The sequence below is a fragment of the Aeromonas sp. 159 genome (assembly GCF_963862045.1).
Taxonomy (GTDB): Bacteria; Pseudomonadota; Gammaproteobacteria; order Enterobacterales; family Aeromonadaceae; genus Aeromonas; species Aeromonas veronii.
Genome location: NZ_CAWLMI010000010.1, coordinates 12133 through 32585 on the forward strand (window position 1 = coordinate 12133; position 20453 = coordinate 32585).

Genomic DNA, 20453 nt, shown 5'->3' on the forward strand with positions numbered 1-20453 from the left:
CTTTTTCATTATTTCCTATGTGGTTAGCATGAAGAAAAAAGTTTTATTTATAATGGAAACATTGGGCGGAGGAGGCGCCGAAAAGGTCCTTATTGAAACGCTTAAGCGTTTGGATTTTAGTAAATACGCTATTACGCTGCTGTTATTAAGGCGTGAGGGTGTATATTTATCTCAAGTTCCTAAAAATGTAAAAGTAGAATTTCTGTTGCCGACCGAACCATCGGGGTTGTTTCAGCGTAGAATTTTTTTCTCTATTAAAAAACGCTGGTGGAATTTCGTGCTAAATAGCAAGTGGTTAGCAAATATCGTATTTAATGAACGATATGATGTTGGTATCGCATTTTTGGAAGGGAATAGCTCTCTGTTGTTATCGCACCTGAATTCTGTTGTTCGAAAGATAGCATGGGTCCATATAGACTTGTTGTGCCATCAAATTCTCTCCAGAAAAATTGAGCGTACCGTTTATAAAAAAATGGATAACATTGTCTGTGTCTCTAAAGGTGCACAGAATGCATTATTGAAATTGTATCCTGAAGTGAAACCATATACTCAAGTGGTTTATAACCCTGTTGATATAGAAGGCATAATGCGGAAAAGTCATGAGCCTATTACGAGTGAGGGGCAAATAAAAGTTATTGCTATTGGACGGCTATGCAATGCCCAGAAAGGATTTGACATCTTGCTGGCTGCTCATAAAATAAATATTGATGCAGGGGTTAAATATCACCTTACTATTTTGGGAGAAGGTGATGATAGAGCTGGGTTAGAGTCATTTATCAATATTAATAATATTGGTGATAGTACGAAATTACTTGGATTCAAGGAAAATCCATATCCATATCTTGCTGATGGCGATCTATTCGTTATGTCCTCACATTATGAGGGTTACCCAGTTGTACTCGTAGAAGCAATGGCATTGGGGAAGGCCATTGTATCGACAAATTGTACTGGACCTAATGAAGCTCTCGATGGCGGGAAATATGGTGTTCTCGTTCCTGTCGGGGATGCAAATGCGCTTGCATTGGCAATACGAAAAATGATTGAAAATCAAAAAATGCTATCAACATATAGTTCCTTATCGAAGGAGCGAGCCAAGATTTTCAATCTCCGAGAGAGTATGAGGCAGATCGAGCAATTATTAGATGGGGAGAGCAAACATCCTTCCAGTTGCACTCTTCATTCGAGTCTTGCGAACGGAGGTGTAGGGTGAATATATTGATGGCACTCTCCCAGCTCGAGGTAACGGGAGCTGAGGTCTATGCCACCACGGTCGGTAACGAACTGACCCGGCGTGGTCACAACGTCTTTTATGTATCAGATACCCTGACCAAGCCGACTCTTGGCCCAGTCTTCAAGCTGAGATTCAACAAGCGCAGCATTCTGCGCCGCTTCTGGCACGTCTTCTACCTTATCTATCTCATCAAAAAGCACCATATCCAGTTGGTGCATGCTCACTCCCGCGCCTCCGGCTGGAGCAGTTATGTGGCCTGCAAGCTGACTGGCACCCCGATGATCACCACGGTTCATGGTCGCCAGCCGGTGCACGCTTCGCGCAAGGCATTCCATGCTCTCGGCTATCGGGCAGTTGCCGTTTGTGAGGATATTGCCCATCAGATTGTCGACAATCTGGGGGTCGATCCCGCGATAGTGCAGGTGCTGCGCAACGGTATCGAAACCGACAAATTCCAGCCTGTGCCAGCGCCGGACAATCCCAAGCCGGTGATTGCCATCATTGGCCGTTTGAGCGGCCCCAAAGGGGAGCTCTGTTACCGTCTGCTCGATGAAGTGCTCGATCTGGATGCCTGTCGGGTGCGGATTGTCAGCGGTACCAAGGTACCGGAGCGCTTTGCCCGTTTCGAAGGACGCGCCGAGTTTGTTGGCTATGTCGATGATGTCCCCGCTCTGCTGGCGAGTTGCGATCTGGTGATCGGTGCCGGTCGGGTAGCGATGGAAGCACTGCTCTGTGGTCGGCCCGCCTTTGCCATTGGTGAAGCCAGGGCCATTGGTCTGGTGACCGAACAGAATCTGGATGATGCTCTGGCGAGTAATTTTGGCGATATCGGCCCCAAGGATCTGGCTATCGATTTTGCTGCCCTGAAGGGAGAAATCGAGACCGCCCTGGCCAGCAAGACAGTGCCGGAAGTCATTCGGCAGCGCATTCAGGATGAGTATGGCTTGCAGGGGGTAGTATCTGGCCTCGAAACCATCTATCAGGATGCCGTAGTCGAAACCCTGCGCCGCGAGATGCCCGTCATCATGTACCACCGCTTTATCGAACAGGATAGCGAGAAAGGGGTGCATGGCACCTGGATGCCGATCACCATGTTCGAGAAGCATCTGCGACTGATGAAGTGGCTCGGCTACGAAACCCTGACTTTCCGCGATTTGGCGGACAAAGGCTTTATCCACCGTCTGCAATACGGCAAGAAGTACCTGATGATCACCGCCGATGACGGCTATCAGGACAACCTGACCCGCATGCTGCCGCTGCTGGAAAAATATGGTTATAAAGCCGTGGTGTACGTGGTCACCGGTGAAGGCTATAACCGTTGGGATGTGGAGCATCCGACCAATCCGGACACCAAGGTTTCATTGATGAGTGGTGAGCAGGTCAAGGCGTTGGCCGCCAGCGGTCATGTGGAAATTGGTGGTCATACCCTGACTCACCCCCGCTTGAGCAAGCTCACACCCGAACAACAAGCCCATGAAATTCAGGAGAATAAACGCCAACTGGAGGCCTTGCTTGGCCATCCGCTGCTCTCGTTCGCCTATCCTTACGGAGATATGAACGAGAGTGCCAAGGAGCAGGCTATCGCTGCCGGGTATCGTTTTGCCGTTGCTACCAATAGCGGCCCCAAAGCAATGCACCAGGACCCTTTCCAGATCCGCCGGATCGCCATCTTTCCCCGCACAGATGTGTTTGGGTTATGGCGCAAAATTCGCGGAAATTATGTATTCAGGAAGTAATCAATGTCTTCAGTCTTACAGGTCAGGATTGATCGTCTGACCACAGCACTTTTTTCCTTGACCTTGGCATTTACATTTTGTGGGCTTTTTTTACTACCTAACGGCAAGACAATCCTTTCCAATATGTTGGTTATCTCGATTTTGGCTGGCATTGTGAATCTGGTCATTTGTAAGAGCAGGGATGTAGGGCTACATGATCGTCGCATTCTATGGCTCTTTCTTGGGTATGCTGCTTTTATTCAAATAAACCGTCTTATTCATGGTGATCAGTATGGAGTTATGCGTAGTCTTGGCTATGTTGCCTTATTCGGCCTCTTGGTACCGAGAAAAGAAATCGTTCTAAAAGTTAGCCGATACGCCATCATGCTGGGTGGAGTGGGAATGGGCTGTATCAGTTTGTGGCAACAGTCTCAGGGTGTCTATAGGGTTGAGGGGTTTACTAATGCAATCCTTTTTTCACAGGCAAGCTTGGTGATAGCTTTGTTGGCTTGGGGGCTATACACAGAGGTGTCGATTGCCAGATGGGAGAAGGCGGGGGCTTTGTTATCTGTCTTGATGGCGCTCTACAGCCTCTATGTATCGCAGAGCCGTGGTGTTTGGCTGGCATTTATGACAATTGTTGGCTTGATGGTGATTGTTAAGGCAATAAAAAAACCACTAAAATATATTGTTTTTTTGCTTCTGATATTGGGCAGCGGAACCGCTTTTTACCACCAGAGTTCTGTGTTGCAAGAACGAGTTCAGGCTAGTATCTCCGATCTCAGTAACGCAGAGAAGGGGCAGTATGATACCTCTTGGGGGCTACGCCTAGTTGCATGGCAGGGAGCATGGCAAGGCTTTCTAACCTCACCCATTCTTGGGGTGGGAACTGATGGGTTTGATGCCGTAAAAAAATCACTGGTTGCATCCGGTGTTAGCTCTCCTTTATTACTCAATCCTGTGTTGGCCCATTCTCACAATCAATATATGCAAAACTTGATCATTCGTGGGACGGTTGGGGGCGTGGCACTGCTATTATTCTTGGGATGGCCCATGTGGTGGGCGGTAAAATGTTGGGGTGTGAGTTCAGTTGGTGTATTGTTACCACTTTCCTTTGCCATCGGCAGTGTAAGTGATGTTCCATTTGAGCATCAAAATACATTGTTACTATATGCGCTGGGGCTGTTGTTCATATGGCTTTGTGGTCTAAATGATATTAGAGGTACTCGATGATTCCAATTTTTGTCATCAGTTTGTTGCGAAGCCATGAGCGGCGTGAAGCTATTGAGAAACAAATGGCTCGTTTAGGATTGTCTTTTACTTTTTTTGATGCGGTAGATGGAAAGTTACTGAATGATAACGATCTCTCTAAGGTCGATCTGAAGCTGGCTAAGGTCTTTTGTGGGCATTCCTTAAGCTTGGGTGAAGTGGGTTGTGCATTGAGTCATATCAGACTCTATGAAATGATGGTAAAAAACAATATAGATAAGGCTATCATATTAGAGGATGATATCCATCTTCACATGCATTTCAAGAATGTTGTGGAGGGGGCGATAAAAAAATCATCTTCAGAAATTATATTTATTCATCATGGAAAAGCAAAGCAGTGGCCTTGGGCTAGGAAATTACCAGAGGGTTATCGCTTATCCCGTTATCTTCGACCGAGTAAAAAATCAAACAGAGGAATTATATCGACAGCTGGATATATATTAAATCTGGCTGGTGCGCGAAAGTTATTGAAATGTGCTTATCCTGTAAGAATGCCATCTGATTACTTGACGGGGCGGCTTCAATTAAATGCACTTAATGCGTCAGGTATTGAACCATGTTGCTTAGATGTGGGTTATTTTGATACGACGATTGATGATCGTAACTATGGTCAACATATAAAGTAATTAAGGTAATAGTTGTGATTAGAACTTTTCAGCTGTGGAGAGATGCACTTCGCCGCAAGCTTGGTATTTTATTTTTTGATCGTCATTTATCAGTGAGATCGTCATCACATGGTGCCACTGTTTTTGTTAGGTGGGATGCTAAGCTTGGTGATGCAATCGTCTCTTCCTGGGTAGCAAGGGAGATTAAAAATAAATTTCCGGAGCGGAAAGTCTATGTCATTACCAGCTCTGAAATGGCACCATTGTTTAGAGACTTTTTTAACTTTGATTACGTCTTTGAAATACCCAAGAGGGCTGGCTATATGGAGCTCAAAAAATTAGCCAATGAAATTGGGGATGTGGATTATCTTGTGCATTTTAGCCAAAAGATGAAGATGAAAGACCTTTATTTCATCTCCAAAGTTGGGAGCAAAAATGTAGCAGGAGTCGATGATGAGCTTGACTGTATTAATATCAAGCTGGGCCAAAAAACAGCAGGGATGCACTTCGCTAAGAAATTTAAGGTGCTGTTGGAGCATATGGGGATTGCTAACCCTGATACCAGTTATATAGTTCCTTCGTGTCAGGGGGTTGAGGATAGGGTTGGCTCTTGGTGGCCAAGTAATAAAACGTTGTGCTTCAATCCATATGGCAGTGGGACATCCCGTTGTTTCAGTGTTGAGAAAACCATAGCGTTAATTAACACGATGCTTGATTCATCAAATTACAACATTTGTCTCTTGTATCCACCTGGGCGTGAGAGGGACGTTGAACGAATTTTATCTCATGTTTGTGACCCAACCAGGGTTGTTAGTGATCATGAGAAACCATCTTTGGCTGCGCTCTTTGCACAGATAAGGCATTGTGCCGGTATGGTATCGGTGGATACTGCAACAGTGCATATTGCAACAGGTTTGAATAAACCTGTTCTTGGTATTTACAATGATAATTTCGGGATGCCAGAAAATGTGGAGTGGCATCCAAATAATCCTCGCTCAAGTGTTATCTACGCAGAAACTAGGTCTGCACAACAAGACGTAAATTTTATAAACGTTGCTGAATTTAAAACAGTATTCAACAAATGGGTGGCTGATTATCTATAGAGAGTTGGGGTTTTCCCCAACTCTTTCTCATAAAGATATAAACTGTTCGGTCACACTTTCACTAGAAAATGGTTGATAACAGTTTGAATTAATGGAAATTCTTATTTGATCAACACTTGTAATTGCCATGGCAAGTTCACTGATATCTTCCATCGGGATTAGAAATTTATCGAGTGGTTTCGTCAATATCTCTGCCGGCCCAGACGGACAATCCACACTGATAACCGGGGTGTGGCAGATAAGTGCTTCAATAAGCACTGTTGGCAGTCCTTCAGCATCGGATGTCAGGATAAGTGCCTGCGCAGCTTTGATAAAGGGATATGGATTCTTCTGAAAGTCGATTATCTTCACCTGGTTGGCAAGATTCATCTCCGCGATCATGGCCTCAATGTGAGGGCGTCGATCCCCTTTGCCCATCAGGACGAGTGGCGTATCAACGCCACTTAGCTGATATGCCTGCAAGAGACGATCGTGGCGTTTTCGTTCTTCGAAGGTGCCAACATGGATAAAATACTTGTCGAATGGCTTGCTGAAAGGCTCATTGGCCAACGCCTGAATTTTCTCGATATCAAATGGATTGTAGATAACCTGACACGATTTGGGTGTAGCTTTTACATTTTGCAAAATGTCGTCCGCGATGCCACGAGATACGCAGATCAGTTTTTTGCCATTATAGAAGCGCTTGAATTTTTCATATCCTTTGGCATTGTCTTTGGCAAAACCGGTGACATTTCCGTGGATCCAGTAATAAATATTCAGTGTATCAGGCAGGTGTCTGGTAATTTTGTCACATGAGCATGAGATAATTACGTCAGGCGAGATCTCTTTGACTTTTTTAAAGATCAGAGATGCTTGTATTTTTTCAACCGCAACATTGGATATGGCTTTAGTCAGCTTTGTGACAATGCCAAGATTAATCGGGTGAATGTTGTCAGGTAGCGTATGGTCTATTTTTTCCCGCAAGGTAAACAAGGTTACATCTGCACCGGCATCTTTTAGCAATGATGCGGTATTGAGCAAAACCTTTTCCGCACCACCACCATACAAGTCTTCAACAATGAATAAAAACTTTTTAACTGGTGGGGTCATAACTGCTCCGCGGGTCTCATAACTGACTGGTAAATCTACTAAAAATGTGAATCGTAAACGAGCAAAATCAGGTGGCAACTGTTAAAGTCGTTAGCAATTTTTTCAATAGGTGTGGATCAATGATTGGTCTTAGTGGGCGCTACCATAACGCATTATTCGCGGCCTGTATATTTGCCGGGCTGCTGCTTTCCTGGTTGTTTTCCGATCACCAACTCCTTACCGGCGATCAGACCCAGATGCTCTACAAAGGTTACCTTGGGGCCTATGAGGGGGTCTGGCTCAGCTATGGCAATGCGGCGAGTGCGGTGGGCAATGTGCCGGGGAGTTTGTCGGCCTGGCTGATTGGCGGGCCGCTGCTGCTGTGGAATTCTCCCTATGCCCCCATGGTGTTGCTGCTGGCGATGCGGTTGGTCGGATTCCTGCTGTTTGATGCGGTGATCCGTCAGGTGTTTGATGACAGGGTGCGTCTGCTGTTTCTGGTGCTCTGCTGGCTCAACCCCTGGTTCCAGTACGAGAGTCTGCTCTACAACCCCTCCTATCTGTTCCTTTTCTCGGCCATGCACTGCTGGTCGGCCTGGCATATGCGCGAGCGGGCCTCCTTCTGGCATATGATCGTTCACCTGCTGGCCATCGGCATGGCGATGCAGCTGCACTACTCCTGGCCGCTGCTGGCGGTAATGTCCACCTATCTGTTCTGGCGCCGCATTCTCAAGGTGAGCTGGAGCGGGGGGGTGGTGGCTACCCTGCTGATCGGTGCCTCCCTGATCCCCTACGCCATGGAAGTGATGAGCAACAGCCACATCACCCAAAACGTCGATCCCGAGGCGCGTCAGCGCTATATCGGCTGGGGGCTGGTGCATGTCTATCCGGTGTTGAAATCAGTGCTCTACTGGCTGCGTTACGGCTCTTGGCTGTTTGCCAGCAAGCTGGTCAACGATACCCAGTTCATCTGGTTGGCGGGGCACGAATACCTGCAGATGGCGGCAGTCTGGCTGTGGCGGGTGGTGATCTACGGGGTAGGCTCGGCGACTGTGCTGCTGGCGGCCAAGGCCAACTGGCAGCTGTGGTGCGAACTCAAGCCGCGTCTGCTGCGCAGCGACCGCGCGCCTGTGGATGGCGAGAGCTGGCTCGGTCTCTATGCGCTGGCGGCGGTGCTGGCGGTGCTGGTGAGTGCGGCGCTCTCGCCCATCATCTTCAACTACTGGCACCTGATGCTGATCTTCCCCTACGCCCTGTTCCCGATCCTGCTGTTGTTGGTGCGCTGGAGCCGCCGTTATCCGCAGTGGCTTGGCAAGGGGCTGCTGGCAGCCACCCTGTTCTGCACCGCGGTGAACCTGATTGCGGCGTGCGACAGCACCAAGTTCTCCTATCAGGCGGACTACAAAACCCAGGTGCTGGAGTATCTGCAAGAGATGAAGCTGCAACCCAAGCAGTGAGTCATCCACGGCCAGCTCCCCTATCTCGGGGGGCTGGCTGTCACTATTCGAAACGGTCCATATGGGCAAAGTTTTTGGCTTCGGCAACCCAACCCTCACGCCCCTGCTTGTCCCGAATTTTTACCCACCACTGGTTCTGCGGTGACCGGCCGTATCTGATCTCTTTGCGCGCATAGTCATAATCGAGAATGTAGGTTTTGCCCTTGTACCAGAACAGGCTATTGCCTTCGCCCAGTCCGCCGAGGATATAAAGCGTTTCCCCTGCCTTCATATTCAACAGTGGCCCTTTTCCCTCCTTGCTATAGCCCAGCTTGACCGATCTGAGTATTTCGACGATCCCCGGTTGTTCGGTAATGACAACCCCGGTTAGTCCTTCCACCTGCTGGCCGCGGGGTAGCCGGAACAGCGCTTTGGCCGTCAGGGATGGCTCGGCTCTGACAATCACCTCTTGCTTGGTGGTCCACGCCTGATAGGTACAACCCTCAAACGGGCAGCGACCCCAGTCGTAATAGGGCAGGCGCGGTTTTTCATCAGAACTTACAGTCGTAGCAAACAGCGACAACAACAGCAAAAACAGTCTCATGAATCTACCTGTCCGGCGGGGCGCTCACCCGCCGGTTTGATGAATGGGGCCGCACTATATCTCAAGAGACCAAAATCCATCAAAGCAGCGGGATTATTGATTTTCACCGCAATAAAATGGGTGGTCGATGGCCATGAAAGCAGGGGGCGAAAGAGGCCGAAGCGCGTCGGGAGCGGATAGCCCGCCCCTTTGCCTTGTGCCATGCTGATGGCTATCAGGGCATCGGGTCGGCACCTATGGGCATCTCTCGTTCGGGTATGCGTTTGGTATTACTGCTATCGGCACTTCTTCTCCCTCTTATGACCATCAGCCAGGCCGTGGCGATCAACGCGCCACTGCGGGGATGTGTCTTTCAGCTGGCGCCGCTGGTCACCATCGATCAGCAGGGCAAGGTCTCCGGGCCGGTGATCGACTACTTTCGCCGTCATATCGAACCCGCGATCGGGCGTGCCATCGAGTGGCAGGGGCTCAATGTGGCGCGGCTGCTCAGCAACCTCGAGAGCGGCGAGTGCGATCTGACCCCGCTGCTGAGTTACAGTCCCGAGCGTGCTCGTCATTTCCGCTATATCGACCCCCACCTGTTGCTGCTGCGGCCGGTGCTGGTGGTACTGGTACCATCGCGACTTCATGCGGTTGAGCGGCAGGAGGATCTCTACGGCACCACCATCGGCTGGTCGAGCCAGGCGATCGTGCCGCCGCTGTTGCAGCATCCGCAGATCCACATCGACACCCTCTCCCAGCTCAGCTGGGAGCATGGCAACATGCAGAAGTTGCTGCGTGGGCGGATTGATGCCGCGCTCTTCTCCAACGATATTTCCGCCAACCATTTTCGTGCCAAGCTCCCTGCGGCGACCCGCCTCATCTACCTTCCAGTCACCCCGCTGCAGGTGCATATTGTGCTGAACAAGTCGTTGGGGGATGGCAATCCCGAACTGGTGCAACATATGCGTCAGATGGTGGAGCGGGTGCCGCTCGCCTCGCTGGTGGAGCCAACCCCGCGGCTGTGGGGGCGTTGAGAGGGGCTTGCGTGCAATAATCTACAAGTCCAAGGCCCGCTTCTGGTGTATCTATAACCCATGAATACCACCGATTCCCTCATCCGCTACTGGCAATCCCCGCACCTGCCGGGGGTCGAGCTGTCACACTCCCACCACAGGGCGTTCAGCTATGGCCGCCATGTCCATCTCGACTACCATATCGGGCTGGTGCAGCGGGGTGGCCAGAAGTTTATCCACAAGGGAAACAGCCACCATCTGGTGCGCGGGGTGCTCTCTACAGTCAACCCGGATGAGGTGCACGACGGCCTCAGCCTGCTGCCGGAAGGATACGAGGTACGGGTCTTTGCCATCGATCCGCAGCAGCTGACGCTCTGGCTGCCGGAGCAGCCGGAACCCTTCTTCGACAAGGGATTGCAGAGCCGCCCCGACCTCTATCAGGGCTTTGCCCAGCTACACGTCTATCTCGACAACCCCAAGGCCGATGGCCTGCTGATCGAGAGCCAGCTGCTCGCCCTGCTGGGGGAGCTGCTGCATCTGGCCCCCGAGGTGCACCAGCTGGCCGATCCCCAGTTGCGATTCCTGCGCGACTACCTGATGGCTGCCCTTGACGAGCCCCACTCGCTGGAAGAGCTGGCGGGGCTGCTCGGGCTCGATCGTTTCGCCTTCCTGCGCCAGTTCAAGAAGCGTAGCGGCATGACCCCCTACGCCTGGCTGAAACGGCTGCGGCTGGAGCAGGGCAAGCGGTTGCTGGCGAGCGGCATGGCGGTGAGCGAGGTGGCGCTGGCGGTCGGCTTCTTCGATCAGAGTCACTTCCACCACGGTTTTCGCCAGGCATTCGGTCTGACACCCGCCGAATTTCGTGCCCAGATGCAATCTTTTACAAGCCGCGCCCCCCGCTGATCCGCCATGCTGGCTCTCCGTCGTTAAAGCGAGAGTTGTTATGCTGACCAGTCTGTTCGTTACCCTCGGCCTGATGCACCTGATTGCACTGGCCAGCCCCGGCCCCGATTTCGCCCTGATCCTGCGCACCAGCCTGCACCGGCCGACCGCCCTTGGCGCGGCGCTGGGCATCTCGCTGGCGATCATGGTGCACGCCACCCTGAGCCTGACCGGGATCAGCATGCTGATTGCCAGTCACCCGCTGCTGTTTATGGTGATCAAGTGCTGCGGCGCCCTCTATCTGGGCTGGTTGGGGTGGGGCGCCCTGATGGCGGCTCGCCAGCAGAACAGTACCGTGATGCAGAGCGCCGCCAACGAGCTGCGCGGCTGGGGCAGGGGCGTGCGCACTGGCCTTGCCACCAACCTGCTTAACCCCAAGGCGCTGGTGTTCTTTATCGGTCTGCTGGCCGCCATGGTGACGCCAGAGGTGGATGGAATAACCCGCAGCCTGCTGGTGGGCGAGCTCTTCATCATCTCCCTCTGCTGGTTCGGGTTGCTGGCGTGGAGCCTCTCCACCGATCGTGCCCAGCGCCTGCTGCTGCGGGTGCAGCGGCCGCTCAATCTGGTGACCGGCGTGCTGTTTGCGGTGGTCAGCCTCTCCATTCTGGCGAGCATGGGCGCCGAGCTGGTGGCCTGACGAGTCGGCGCATGGGCCTATACTCCAACAAGGTTTACCTGTCAGGAGTGCCCGGCCATGCGTCTACTGCCTCTTTGCTGGTTGTTGGGGATGACCCCGGCGCTGGCGGCCCCGGTTCAGCTCAAATTGCTTGAATGGGGCTATCTGCCAGCGGGTTATGAACAACAGTTTGCCGACTACGCCAAAGCCCATGGGGTGGAGGCGACGGTCAGCCGGATCGAGCCGCTGCTGACCGATTTCGACAGCGTCTACCGCGCCCTGCGCACTCGCAGCGCCGATGTGGTGCTGCCGACCAGCTACTTCTACAAGGCCCATCACCAGCCGCTGTTCAAGCTGCTGCTCCCCATCGATTTCAGTCGCCTGCAGCACTACGCCGAGGTGAAACCCGCCCTCAAGAACACCGAGTATGACAAGCAGGGGGAGCGCAACTACTCGGTACCCTTCTCCTACGCCATGTTCAGCCTCGCCTATGACAGCAAGCAGGTGCCGCAAGCGCCCACCAGTTGGCAGGTGCTCGCCAACAGCTCGCCGCCAGGTCAGTTTGCCGAGTTCTGCGACCAGTTCGAGCCGCTGCTCTTTTCGGTGCTGCTTTCGCTGGGCAAGTCGCCCGCCCTGTTTGCCAGCGGCGAGATGTTGGCCGACAAGACCTTGCAGCAAGAGGTGGAGCAGCAGCTCTCGCAGCGGCTGCGAGCCAGTCGCGGCTTCTGGTTCAATCAGGCCAACCGCTGCGAGGATCTGCGCCAGCAGACCTTTGCCACCACCTGGGGGCTGGAGCTGGTGGAGTGCAACAAGCAGAACGAGCAGCAGTGGCGGATCGCCATGGTGCAGGAGGGGGCCATCTATGCCCTCGATGCGCTCTCCATCGCTCGCCATGTCGGCGATGATCCTGCACGGCTCAAGGCCGCCTACCTGCTGGTGGATTTTCTGCTGAGCGCGCCGCTGCAACGCCAGATGCTGGTGGGCACGCCCACCATCTCGGCCAGCAATATGGCCTCCCGGCCGCCCCTCAGCCCGCAGGAGCAGGCGGTGCTGCCGGATCGCCCGCTGCCGGAGTTTGACGAGCGGCTGCTGGTGCCCGCGTTGCCCGCCCATATCAAGAATCGCTACAAACGGATGGTGCAGCAGGCGATCGTCGCCAGTGGCAAAGAGGGGCTGGTCAAGCAGTGTCCCCGGGATCTCGATAACTGATGAATGAGCCTGCTGCTTCTCCGGCGGCAGGCAAGTTTGCGCAAGATGGCTGATGATCGGTCATCGTGCGTTCCAGGGCATTTCCCCGTTCAACTCACGCCGCTCGCGGGCTCGCATCGTTTGAAAAAACCGAGCGCTTTCCGCAGCCCCATTTAGCCGGATTAAACAATCAAACCCTCGCCAGATCGCCGTTCGTACCTTGGCTGACCCTGTACAAAAGTGCCTCAATTGTGACAACTTGGATGTGAGCTGAACAATCCTGATCTGTCCCTTGTGGGAAGGTGATGAATAGGTTATTTCTCTGTGACATTGGCGGCATCCGGCACGGGTTCTCCAGCCATGTGGTGCGAAATCCACAGCAAAAACAAACAGTAAAATGCAGGAGCAAATATGAAAAAGGTCGTGATGGTTGCCGTGGCTGCAGCCCTTCTGGGTGGCTGCGCCGTCAAGAATCAGGTATCCCACAGCTTGCAGGCGATCCCGCTGACAGCCTTCCAGCAGAGCGAGAGCAACCCCAATCAGCGCGTCTACAAGGAGCCGGGCGTTGACCTGCGCCAATACAATGAGGTGCTGCTCGATCCGCTGCAGTTTATTCGTCAGGAGAACGGCCAGTGGTATCTGCTGACCGCCAACGAACAGAACCAGATTGGTCGCTACTACCACGACAAGTTCCAGAGCGAGCTGATCAAGCAGGGCGTCAAGATCGCCACCGCCCCCGGCCCGAAAGTCATGCGGATCCAGGCAGCCGTCACCAACTTCGACCTGACCCGCCCCGACCCCAAGCTGCGGGATCTGCTGCCGGCCAAGATCGCCATCAACGTCACCCGCGAAGTGATCGGCAAGGAGCCTTACCTGCTCAAGGTGGGCAGCATGGCCCAACTGCTCGACTCCCAGAGTGGCAAGCTGCTGGTGCGAGTGATGGATGCCCGTGAGAGCACGGATACCACCCACAAGGATGAGCCCATCACCGCCGAGGAGATGGAGAAGATGCTCGACCAGTGGGCGGCCAGCCGTGCCAAACAGCTGGCGGACAATCTGGGGCGCTGATCGATTGGTGCGTCCAAGCGGGGCGCAGCGGGAGCCTTTTGGGCTGCAATAATGGCAAGATGTTGATAAGGTGGTCATTTTGCAGGCAGGAGAAAATGATATGAAACGCGTGTTGTTACCCATCCTTGTTGCTGGCCTGTTGAGTGCCTGCAGCACCTCGTCACCCACGCCTGAGTGTGCACCGATGGCGGGTGGCTGGCAGAGTCAGCCGTTGCCCAATGCGGAAGGGGAGGCTGCGCTGGCCAGCGTGCTGGCTCGCATGAACACGGCCGCCAAACTGCAGAGCATCCGCGAGGTGCGCAGCCAGGTGGTCTCCGGGGTCAACTACGACATCGAGTTCCAGCTCGACAACGGAGAGGTGTGGAACACCCGTGTCTATCGGGATCTTGCCGGCAACTACCAGATGACCCGCACGGCTGCACAGGGCGAGCTTCCTCCCTTGCCTTGCGTCAAGGCCAAGTAATTCCTGCTTGTTGAGCCCCTCGTCAGAGGGGCTCATCTGACCAGAAAATTTCTGCTTTTCTCCCCGCATTCTGACAGTCAGGATGACCCTTCCCGTGACTGCATCCTCATAGAAAAGGAACCGCTATGAATCGCCACCCCTGCATCAAACACTGGAGCGAGCTGCAAGAGCAGACGCCGCGCTACTACTCCGGCAGTCAGGAGCCCCTTTCTCGCGGCTGCGCCCTCGGCAAGCATTTCGGCTTTAGCCGTATCGGCATTCACCACGAGATTGTCGAGCCCGGCCATCGCACCAGCTGGCCCCATGCCGAAAAGACCGAAGACGAGTTTGTCCACGTGCTGGAAGGGACGCCGGATGTCTGGCTCGATGGCGTGCTCTATCGGCTGCAACCGGGCGACTCGGTGGGTTTCAAGGCTGGTGACGGGCTGGCCCACGCCTTTATCAACAACACCGAAGAGACTGTCCGCCTGCTCTGCATTGGCGATACCGATCGGGAGGACAACCGCATCCACTACGCCGTTCATCCCGAGCGCAATATCACCCTCGGCAAGCTGCACTGGGATGACGTGCCCGAGCGCGAGCTGGGGGATCACGACGGCCTGCCCGACAAGCTGCGCGAGAGCAACGGCCCCTTCTAGGGCGCAGCTCTTCTGCGCACCAGATCTGCACCACCCGATATAAAAAAGCCTGCCGCGTGGCAGGCTTTTGCTATCTGTTTGCCGCCAGTGGCGTGCAGCGCTTATTGCAGGTTGAGCCCGCCCAGATAGTCGCGCTTGCCGAGATCGACCCCGGCGCGGCGCAGCAGGGCGTAGGCCATGGTGAGGTGGAAGTAGAAGTTGGGAATGCCGTACTCATGGACGCAGGTATGGCCATCCATCCCCTTGCCGCCCGCCCAGTGGGGCACGTAACGGCCGCTGGCATACTGGCTGTAGTCCGCGTCCAGCTTGCCTTGCAGATAGGTGATGGTCTTGCCGATATGGGCGCGCAGGTCCGCGATGGTTTTGGGCTCATCGCCCATGGCCGGCAGCTCGCTGTGGCTGGCGGTGGCCACCACGGTACGGGCCGAATCGCAGCAGATCAGCACTTGCTTGCTGAAAGGCAGCATATCGACGATCAGCCGATCGCCGAAGAAGTTATCCACGTTGAACTGCTTCGCCGCGGCGTGGGCCTCGGCCTTGGCCAGACAGTGATCCAGATTGGTCAGCATCTTGATGAACTGGGCGGTGATATCGCGATTCATGAGCACTCTCCATCTTGTTGAAACAGCGGCCCGCTTGCGCGGCCACGGTGAATGAGACTGGCTAATCGGCCACCAATATACCCCAACCGCTGCCGGGTTCGAGCCCGCCACGACGAAAAGGGCAGGGTAGCGCTACTTCGCGCGACAACCGCTGGCCAAGGGGCCATGCTCCCTTTTTGAGCCTGCGAGTCCCTTATCGCCCCTTTTTTGATCTGTGACATAAATCACCTTTTTTCAGGGGCGTAGGCTGAATGCCGTTGTCCTGGACAGACGCCTGCGCATTCGCCAGGACACAAGAAAAGGAGAATGAAATGAAGATCTATGACCGTAACCGCAATGTGCTGAACCAAGGTCAGCGTGTGATGATTGCCGCCACTGGCGCAGTCGATTTTCTCAAAGAGGCCCACACCGACAATATGACCCCCTATCAGGCGGAGCATGAGAAGTGCGTGCTGCTGGCAAACTCCGGTGAGCGCTACGCCCCCATCGAGTTGATTAGACTAGGCTGATCCCTTTCCCTGTCACCCTACTCTTTACAATTCACCCGGCCGCCGCGTCCCATCTGGCGGCCGGGTTTCTGATTTCTCCCCTTCATCCCACCAAATGCCGAAAAATTGAACCGGGTCACACCCCGACCGATTTGAGCGATTGTCAGCCAGCGCAGGCTCATGCGAACCTTTAAATCCCGTTAACTCACTAAAAAATAACGACTATGTTCAGGCAAATAATGATGAGTGCCGCCCTGCTGTCGGCGGCGCTGCTTTCCGGTTGTGCTTCCGTACCCATGGCCGATGCCACCGCAGACGCGCAGGCCAAGCAGTTTGTGGCGCCCAAGGATGCGGCCAACCTCTATATCTATCGCAACGAGACCTTCGGGGCGGCCGTCAAAATGCCGCTGCTGGTGGATGGTATGGCGGTCGGCGATACCGTGGCCCACACCTACATCCTCAAGCAGGTGACACCGGGCAGCCACACCATCACCTCCAAGTCGGAGAACGATGCCACCCTGACCCTCAGCACCGAGGCGGGTAAAAACTACTACGTCTGGCAGGAGGTCAAGATGGGCCTGCTGATGGCTCGCTCCAAGCTGAGTCAGGTCAGTGAAGAGGAGGGCAAGCAAGGGGTGATGGAGAGCAAGTTGGTTAAGTGATCAGAAACCTTCATCAAAAACACGGCGTAGCTTCACCAGCTACGCCTTTGCCCGAAAGTAGGTGTTCCAGATTTCCTGTCCATGTAGGTTCGATTAGCGAAGCGTAATCGGACGATCGCGTAAGTAACATCCGCATCATCACGGCCCGCAAGCAGATCGAAGTGAGGCAAGGCTATGCTTGGCTTTTCGGTCTCGATGAGGGGAAAAGGATGGCCAATTGGCGGCGGGCATGGTGGCCCGGAGGAACCTGGTTCTTTACCGTCAACCTGCTGGAGCGGCGCAACAACCGGTTGCTGGTGGAGCAGATCGACCTGCTGCGCCGCAGCGTTGCCAAGGTGCAACAGGCTCACCCCTTCGCCATTCACGCATGGGTGGTGTTGCCCGACCATCTCCACTGCATTCTCTCTTTGCCGGAGGGGGACACCGATTTCCCCCTGCGTTGGCGGCTGATCAAAAGCCACTTTTCCCGCGCCCTGCCGGTCAATGAGCGGCGCAGCCAGACGCGGTTACGTCACGGGGAGCGGGGCATCTGGCAACGCCATTATTGGGAACACCTGATCCGGGATGAGCAGGATTACCGCCGCCATATGGATTACGTCCATATCAATCCGCTCAAGCATGGTCATGTCACCCGGGTGGCCGATTGGCCGTATTCCACCTTCCATCGTTACGTGGCGAGCGGCATCTATCCGCCGGATTGGTGCGGGTCGGTGGATGGAGTGTTGGGGGGATTGGAGTAAACCCCTAAAGGGTTGTTCCGTTGTAAGCGTTCGATTACGCGAACGTCTGATTACTCGATCGTCCGATTACGCTTCGCTAATCGAACCTACGGTCCTGCGTCATTTAACAATATGAATATATTGTGGTTTTGTGCTTCTCTGAACGTTGGTGTATCACAAATAGTGATATATTTTCATTGACGGCTAGGTCACGATTGTCCATGATTCCGGTTACACATTTGACTCACAAATTGTAAGTTAAGGGTGTAAAAAAGGGCCCGAAGGCCCCTGGTTAGATCTGGTAGTACTGCACTTTGATTGCCTCTGGACTGGTACTCCAAGAGTAATCGTTGTAATCGTGCGGGACTGCACTAAGCAGAAGTAAAAACACAAATCCTACAAGCTTTTGCCTTAAAGCGTCTAGGAACCCTGATATGAGCCACCTGATCCACTTTGGAAGGGTGGCTTTATTATTTGTAGCCTTTGGTGTTGAACGACGTGAACGTCGTGGTCTTTTTGGCATGGATAACCTCCATCATTTGCCATGGGATGGACATAGTTTTGCCCGGGAAGGGTTTTGATACTTCGTTTATCACCATGAGTTGCTCCTCATTTGATGTAAAACCACTATATGTGGTGCTCCTGCCGCTTCGTAACACAAGATAATGGTGCAGAGACATAGTTGCAATGTGTGGATAACTGGCGTGCTGTGGATAAATTGTGAGTCCCACTCTGTCTGTTAGTATCCACTCACACTGAGCGGGTTTTCATCCGTCCGCTCCGCTAAATACAAGTCTCCCGATCAAGGATGGAAAATTTAAATAACTTTTTTTGCTTGCGAAAAGGGTGCTTTTTTAATAGCAAACTTAAGTTGAATATACCTGGTCCAATATGGGACAAATATTGTTCTTCCACAGCTTAAACACAGCTGTAGGTTCGAATAGCGAAGCGTATTCGGACGATCGCGTATTTAAAGTTGTCGCGATGGGTCATATAAAAATCAACCCGGCCTAAGCCGGGTTGGTTGCATCAAAAGGCAGGAAAAATCAGAGCGCTTCCAGTCTGGCATACGCCGTTACCAGCCACTTGGCGCCGACGTCGTCGAACTGGATCTGCACCCGGCTCTGCTGGCCGACCCCTTCGAAGTTGAGTACCACCCCTTCGCCGAATTTCGGATGGAGCACCCGCTGGCCGAGCTTGATGCCGCTGGCGTCGAAGCTCTGCTGCACCTCGTTCTGGCTAAAGCGGCCGTACTGGGTGGGGCGGCTGACCTGAGTGCGCAGCCGGATCTCTTCCAGACACTCGGCGGGCATTTCGCGGATAAAGCGGCTCGGCTTGTGGAACATCTCGCGGCCGTAGATGCGGCGGCTCTCGGCATAACAGATGTAGAGCTTCTCCATGGCGCGGGTCATGCCGACGTAACAGAGGCGGCGCTCCTCTTCCAGCCGGCCCGACTCCTCGGTGGATTGCTGGCTGGGGAACATCCCCTCTTCCACGCCGACCAGCAGCACCAGCGGGAACTCCAGCCCCTTGGCGCTGTGCAATGTCATCAGCTGTACCGCATCGGCATATTCGTCCGCCTGATTCTCGCCGGACTCCAGCGCCGCGTGGGCGAGGAAGGCGGAGAGATCGCTCATATCCTCCAGCTCGTCCGGACGCTGGTACTGGCGGCAGGCGGTGACCAGTTCGTCCAGGTTCTCTACCCGCGCCTGGGATTTCTCCCCTTTTTCCGCCAGATACATCGCCTTGAGGCCGGAGTTCTGGATGGCGATATCCGCCTGCTGGTGCAGCGGCAGCATGGAAACCTGCTCTTCCAGTGCATCGATGAGATCGACAAAGCCGCGCACCGCGTTACCGGCGCGACCGGTCAGCACCTTGTCATTGAGCAGCCCCTTGGCCGATTGCCACAGGTTGAGCCCCTGATCGCGGGCGTTGCCACGCAGGATCTCGAGGGTGCGATCGCCGATGCCGCGGGTCGGGGTGTTGACCACCCGCTCGAAGCTGGCGTCGTCGCCACGGTTGTTGATAAGACGCAGGTAGGCCATGGCGTCTTTAATCTCTTGCCGCTCGAAGAAGCGCAGGCCGCCGTAGATGCGGTAGGGCATGGCGTCCTGCATCAGCGCCTCTTCCAGCACCCGCGACTGGGCGTTGGAGCGATAGAGGATGGCGCAGTCGGCGAGCAAGCCGCCCTTTTCCTTCCAATCCTTGAGGCGGCCGACCACGAAGCGCGCTTCGTCCACCTCGTTGAAGGCGGCGTAGAGCGAAATCGGCTCACCCTCGGCCCCTTCGGTCCACAGCTCTTTGCCAAGGCGCTCGGCGTTGTTGGCGATGACGCTGTTGGCCGCTTTGAGGATATTGGCGGTGGAGCGGTAGTTCTGCTCGAGGCGGATGGTCTCGGCGCCCTGATAGTCGGTCAGGAAGCGCTGGATGTTCTCGATTTTGGCGCCGCGCCAGCCGTAGATGGACTGGTCATCATCGCCGACGATCATCACCTTGCCGCTGTTGCCCGCCAGCATCCGCAGCCAGGCGTACTGGATGCCGTTGGTATCCTGAAACTCGTCCACCAGGATGTTCTGGAAGCGGTCGCGGTAGTGCTCGAGGATGTGCGGCTTGTTGAGCCACAGCTCGTGGGCACGCAGCAGCAGTTCGGCAAAGTCCACCAGTCCGGAGCGATCGCAGGTCTCCTGATAGGTCTTGTAGATCTGCTGATAGGTGCGGGTGACGGGGTCGCCGTAGAGGTCGATGTCGCCGGGGCGCAGCCCCTCGTCCTTCTTGCCGTTGATGTAGCCCATCACGGCGCGCGGGGCCCAGTGCTTCTCGTCGAGGTTGAGCGCCTTGAGCACCCGGCGAATGAGGCGGTACTGGTCGTCGGAGTCGAGGATCTGGAAATCCTGCGGCAAGCCTGCATCCAGATGGTGGGCCCGCAGCAATCGGTGAGCGATGCCGTGGAAGGTGCCGATCCACATGCCGCGCACGCCGTCGCCGATCACCTTCTCGACCCGGCCGCGCATCTCGGCCGCCGCCTTGTTGGTAAAGGTGAC

Annotated in this window: 21 protein-coding genes; 17 read left to right on the plus strand and 4 right to left on the minus strand. The window is 54.4% G+C overall.

All coding sequences use genetic code 11. The annotated features are described in order from the left end of the window. Positions 1-28 precede the first annotated feature (28 nt). Genes AACR14_RS02355 through AACR14_RS02375 form a run of 5 tightly spaced genes read left to right on the plus strand, consistent with a single transcriptional unit; the run spans position 29 to position 5923 of the window. Positions 29-1210 carry a glycosyltransferase gene (locus AACR14_RS02355; RefSeq protein ID WP_019444990.1) on the plus strand — a complete coding sequence of 394 codons (1182 nt, stop codon included), beginning with the start codon at positions 29-31 and terminating at the stop codon, positions 1208-1210. After that, a complete protein-coding gene (locus AACR14_RS02360) occupies positions 1207-2967 on the plus strand; it encodes a polysaccharide deacetylase family protein (RefSeq protein WP_019444991.1) in 1761 nt (586 codons plus the stop codon). Before AACR14_RS02355 ends, AACR14_RS02360 begins: the two co-directional genes overlap by 4 nt. 3 nt (positions 2968-2970) lie before the next feature. Continuing rightward, complete coding sequence (locus AACR14_RS02365) at positions 2971-4179, plus strand: O-antigen ligase family protein (protein ID WP_019444992.1); 1209 nt, start codon at positions 2971-2973, stop codon at positions 4177-4179. After that, positions 4176-4841 carry a glycosyltransferase family 25 protein gene (locus AACR14_RS02370; RefSeq protein ID WP_075116170.1) on the plus strand — a complete coding sequence of 222 codons (666 nt, stop codon included), beginning with the start codon at positions 4176-4178 and terminating at the stop codon, positions 4839-4841. The genes AACR14_RS02365 and AACR14_RS02370 overlap by 4 nt, the downstream gene beginning before the upstream one ends. Before the next feature lie 14 nt (positions 4842-4855). Next, entirely contained in the window at positions 4856-5923 is a 1068-nt protein-coding gene (locus AACR14_RS02375) for a glycosyltransferase family 9 protein (protein ID WP_230848204.1), read from the plus strand. Positions 5924-5950: 27 nt separating this feature from the next. On the opposite strand, the gene AACR14_RS02380 is transcribed toward AACR14_RS02375, so the two are convergent. Continuing rightward, positions 5951-7012, minus strand: a complete 1062-nt coding sequence (locus tag AACR14_RS02380; protein ID WP_019444994.1) for a glycosyltransferase — start codon at positions 7010-7012, stop codon at positions 5951-5953. A gap of 236 nt (positions 7013-7248) precedes the next feature. On the opposite strand from AACR14_RS02380, the gene AACR14_RS02385 reads away from it, so the two are divergent. Beyond that, complete coding sequence (locus AACR14_RS02385) at positions 7249-8448, plus strand: 3-deoxy-D-manno-octulosonic acid transferase (protein ID WP_083851930.1); 1200 nt, start codon at positions 7249-7251, stop codon at positions 8446-8448. Between the two features lie 43 nt (positions 8449-8491). On the opposite strand, the gene AACR14_RS02390 is transcribed toward AACR14_RS02385, so the two are convergent. Further along, positions 8492-9031 carry a hypothetical protein gene (locus tag AACR14_RS02390; protein ID WP_019444996.1) on the minus strand — a complete coding sequence of 180 codons (540 nt, stop codon included), beginning with the start codon at positions 9029-9031 and terminating at the stop codon, positions 8492-8494. A gap of 299 nt (positions 9032-9330) precedes the next feature. Between AACR14_RS02390 and AACR14_RS02395 the strand changes: the two genes are divergently transcribed. The 7 genes from AACR14_RS02395 (at position 9331) to AACR14_RS02425 (ending at position 14941) form a co-directional block, all read left to right on the plus strand. After that, a complete protein-coding gene (locus AACR14_RS02395; protein WP_019444997.1) occupies positions 9331-10047 on the plus strand; it encodes a substrate-binding periplasmic protein in 717 nt (238 codons plus the stop codon). Positions 10048-10107: 60 nt separating this feature from the next. Continuing rightward, positions 10108-10929, plus strand: coding sequence for a helix-turn-helix transcriptional regulator (locus AACR14_RS02400; protein ID WP_019444998.1), 822 nt, complete (start codon positions 10108-10110; stop codon positions 10927-10929). Positions 10930-10969: 40 nt separating this feature from the next. Then, a complete protein-coding gene (locus tag AACR14_RS02405) occupies positions 10970-11605 on the plus strand; it encodes a LysE family translocator (protein WP_019444999.1) in 636 nt (211 codons plus the stop codon). 57 nt (positions 11606-11662) lie between these two features. Further along, a complete protein-coding gene (locus tag AACR14_RS02410; protein WP_019445000.1) occupies positions 11663-12793 on the plus strand; it encodes an ABC transporter substrate-binding protein in 1131 nt (376 codons plus the stop codon). 390 nt (positions 12794-13183) lie between these two features. Next, entirely contained in the window at positions 13184-13840 is a 657-nt protein-coding gene (locus tag AACR14_RS02415) for a DUF3313 domain-containing protein (RefSeq protein WP_019445001.1), read from the plus strand. Between the two features lie 100 nt (positions 13841-13940). Next, positions 13941-14303, plus strand: a complete 363-nt coding sequence (locus AACR14_RS02420) for a cystatin domain-containing protein (protein WP_026034886.1) — start codon at positions 13941-13943, stop codon at positions 14301-14303. Between the two features lie 125 nt (positions 14304-14428). After that, positions 14429-14941 (plus strand): cupin domain-containing protein, encoded by a 513-nt coding sequence (locus AACR14_RS02425; RefSeq protein ID WP_019445003.1) that lies wholly within the window; start codon positions 14429-14431, stop codon positions 14939-14941. 101 nt (positions 14942-15042) lie between these two features. On the opposite strand, the gene AACR14_RS02430 is transcribed toward AACR14_RS02425, so the two are convergent. Further along, positions 15043-15543 carry a DUF1993 domain-containing protein gene (locus AACR14_RS02430; protein ID WP_019445004.1) on the minus strand — a complete coding sequence of 167 codons (501 nt, stop codon included), beginning with the start codon at positions 15541-15543 and terminating at the stop codon, positions 15043-15045. Positions 15544-15854: 311 nt separating this feature from the next. Here AACR14_RS02430 and ydfZ point away from each other — a divergent pair, with 311 nt between their 5' ends. The 4 genes from ydfZ to AACR14_RS02450 all read left to right on the plus strand — a co-directional run bounded on the left by ydfZ (position 15855) and on the right by AACR14_RS02450 (position 17993). Beyond that, positions 15855-16052: a putative selenium delivery protein YdfZ gene (gene ydfZ, locus AACR14_RS02435; protein ID WP_005357022.1), complete on the plus strand. Its 198-nt coding sequence runs from the start codon at positions 15855-15857 to the stop codon at positions 16050-16052. Between the two features lie 203 nt (positions 16053-16255). Next, positions 16256-16693 (plus strand): DUF2846 domain-containing protein, encoded by a 438-nt coding sequence (locus tag AACR14_RS02440; RefSeq protein WP_017788673.1) that lies wholly within the window; start codon positions 16256-16258, stop codon positions 16691-16693. A 209-nt stretch (positions 16694-16902) separates the two neighbouring features. Beyond that, positions 16903-17433: an REP-associated tyrosine transposase gene (locus tag AACR14_RS02445; RefSeq protein ID WP_019445005.1), complete on the plus strand. Its 531-nt coding sequence runs from the start codon at positions 16903-16905 to the stop codon at positions 17431-17433. Between the two features lie 413 nt (positions 17434-17846). Further along, a complete protein-coding gene (locus AACR14_RS02450; protein ID WP_156808757.1) occupies positions 17847-17993 on the plus strand; it encodes a hypothetical protein in 147 nt (48 codons plus the stop codon). A gap of 465 nt (positions 17994-18458) precedes the next feature. Here AACR14_RS02450 and uvrD read toward each other — a convergent pair. Next, on the minus strand, positions 18459-20453 hold a 1995-nt coding region (gene uvrD, locus AACR14_RS02455), incomplete at its 5' end, for a DNA helicase II (RefSeq protein ID WP_019445007.1).

Coding starts and splice junctions, on each gene's coding strand:
- AACR14_RS02370 (WP_075116170.1), top strand. CDS start 4,176: ATGATTCCAATTTTTGTCATCAGTTTGTTGCGAAGCCATGAGCGGCGT.
- AACR14_RS02410 (WP_019445000.1), top strand. CDS start 11,663: ATGCGTCTACTGCCTCTTTGCTGGTTGTTGGGGATGACCCCGGCGCTG.
- AACR14_RS02415 (WP_019445001.1), top strand. CDS start 13,184: ATGAAAAAGGTCGTGATGGTTGCCGTGGCTGCAGCCCTTCTGGGTGGC.
- AACR14_RS02440 (WP_017788673.1), top strand. CDS start 16,256: ATGTTCAGGCAAATAATGATGAGTGCCGCCCTGCTGTCGGCGGCGCTG.
- AACR14_RS02400 (WP_019444998.1), top strand. CDS start 10,108: ATGAATACCACCGATTCCCTCATCCGCTACTGGCAATCCCCGCACCTG.
- AACR14_RS02355 (WP_019444990.1), top strand. CDS start 29: ATGAAGAAAAAAGTTTTATTTATAATGGAAACATTGGGCGGAGGAGGC.
- AACR14_RS02430 (WP_019445004.1), bottom strand. CDS start 15,543: ATGAATCGCGATATCACCGCCCAGTTCATCAAGATGCTGACCAATCTG.
- AACR14_RS02405 (WP_019444999.1), top strand. CDS start 10,970: ATGCTGACCAGTCTGTTCGTTACCCTCGGCCTGATGCACCTGATTGCA.
- AACR14_RS02450 (WP_156808757.1), top strand. CDS start 17,847: ATGAGCCACCTGATCCACTTTGGAAGGGTGGCTTTATTATTTGTAGCC.
- AACR14_RS02420 (WP_026034886.1), top strand. CDS start 13,941: ATGAAACGCGTGTTGTTACCCATCCTTGTTGCTGGCCTGTTGAGTGCC.
- AACR14_RS02395 (WP_019444997.1), top strand. CDS start 9,331: ATGACCATCAGCCAGGCCGTGGCGATCAACGCGCCACTGCGGGGATGT.
- AACR14_RS02380 (WP_019444994.1), bottom strand. CDS start 7,012: ATGACCCCACCAGTTAAAAAGTTTTTATTCATTGTTGAAGACTTGTAT.
- ydfZ (WP_005357022.1), top strand. CDS start 15,855: ATGAAGATCTATGACCGTAACCGCAATGTGCTGAACCAAGGTCAGCGT.
- AACR14_RS02365 (WP_019444992.1), top strand. CDS start 2,971: ATGTCTTCAGTCTTACAGGTCAGGATTGATCGTCTGACCACAGCACTT.
- AACR14_RS02385 (WP_083851930.1), top strand. CDS start 7,249: ATGCTCTACAAAGGTTACCTTGGGGCCTATGAGGGGGTCTGGCTCAGC.
- AACR14_RS02390 (WP_019444996.1), bottom strand. CDS start 9,031: ATGAGACTGTTTTTGCTGTTGTTGTCGCTGTTTGCTACGACTGTAAGT.
- AACR14_RS02425 (WP_019445003.1), top strand. CDS start 14,429: ATGAATCGCCACCCCTGCATCAAACACTGGAGCGAGCTGCAAGAGCAG.
- AACR14_RS02445 (WP_019445005.1), top strand. CDS start 16,903: ATGGCCAATTGGCGGCGGGCATGGTGGCCCGGAGGAACCTGGTTCTTT.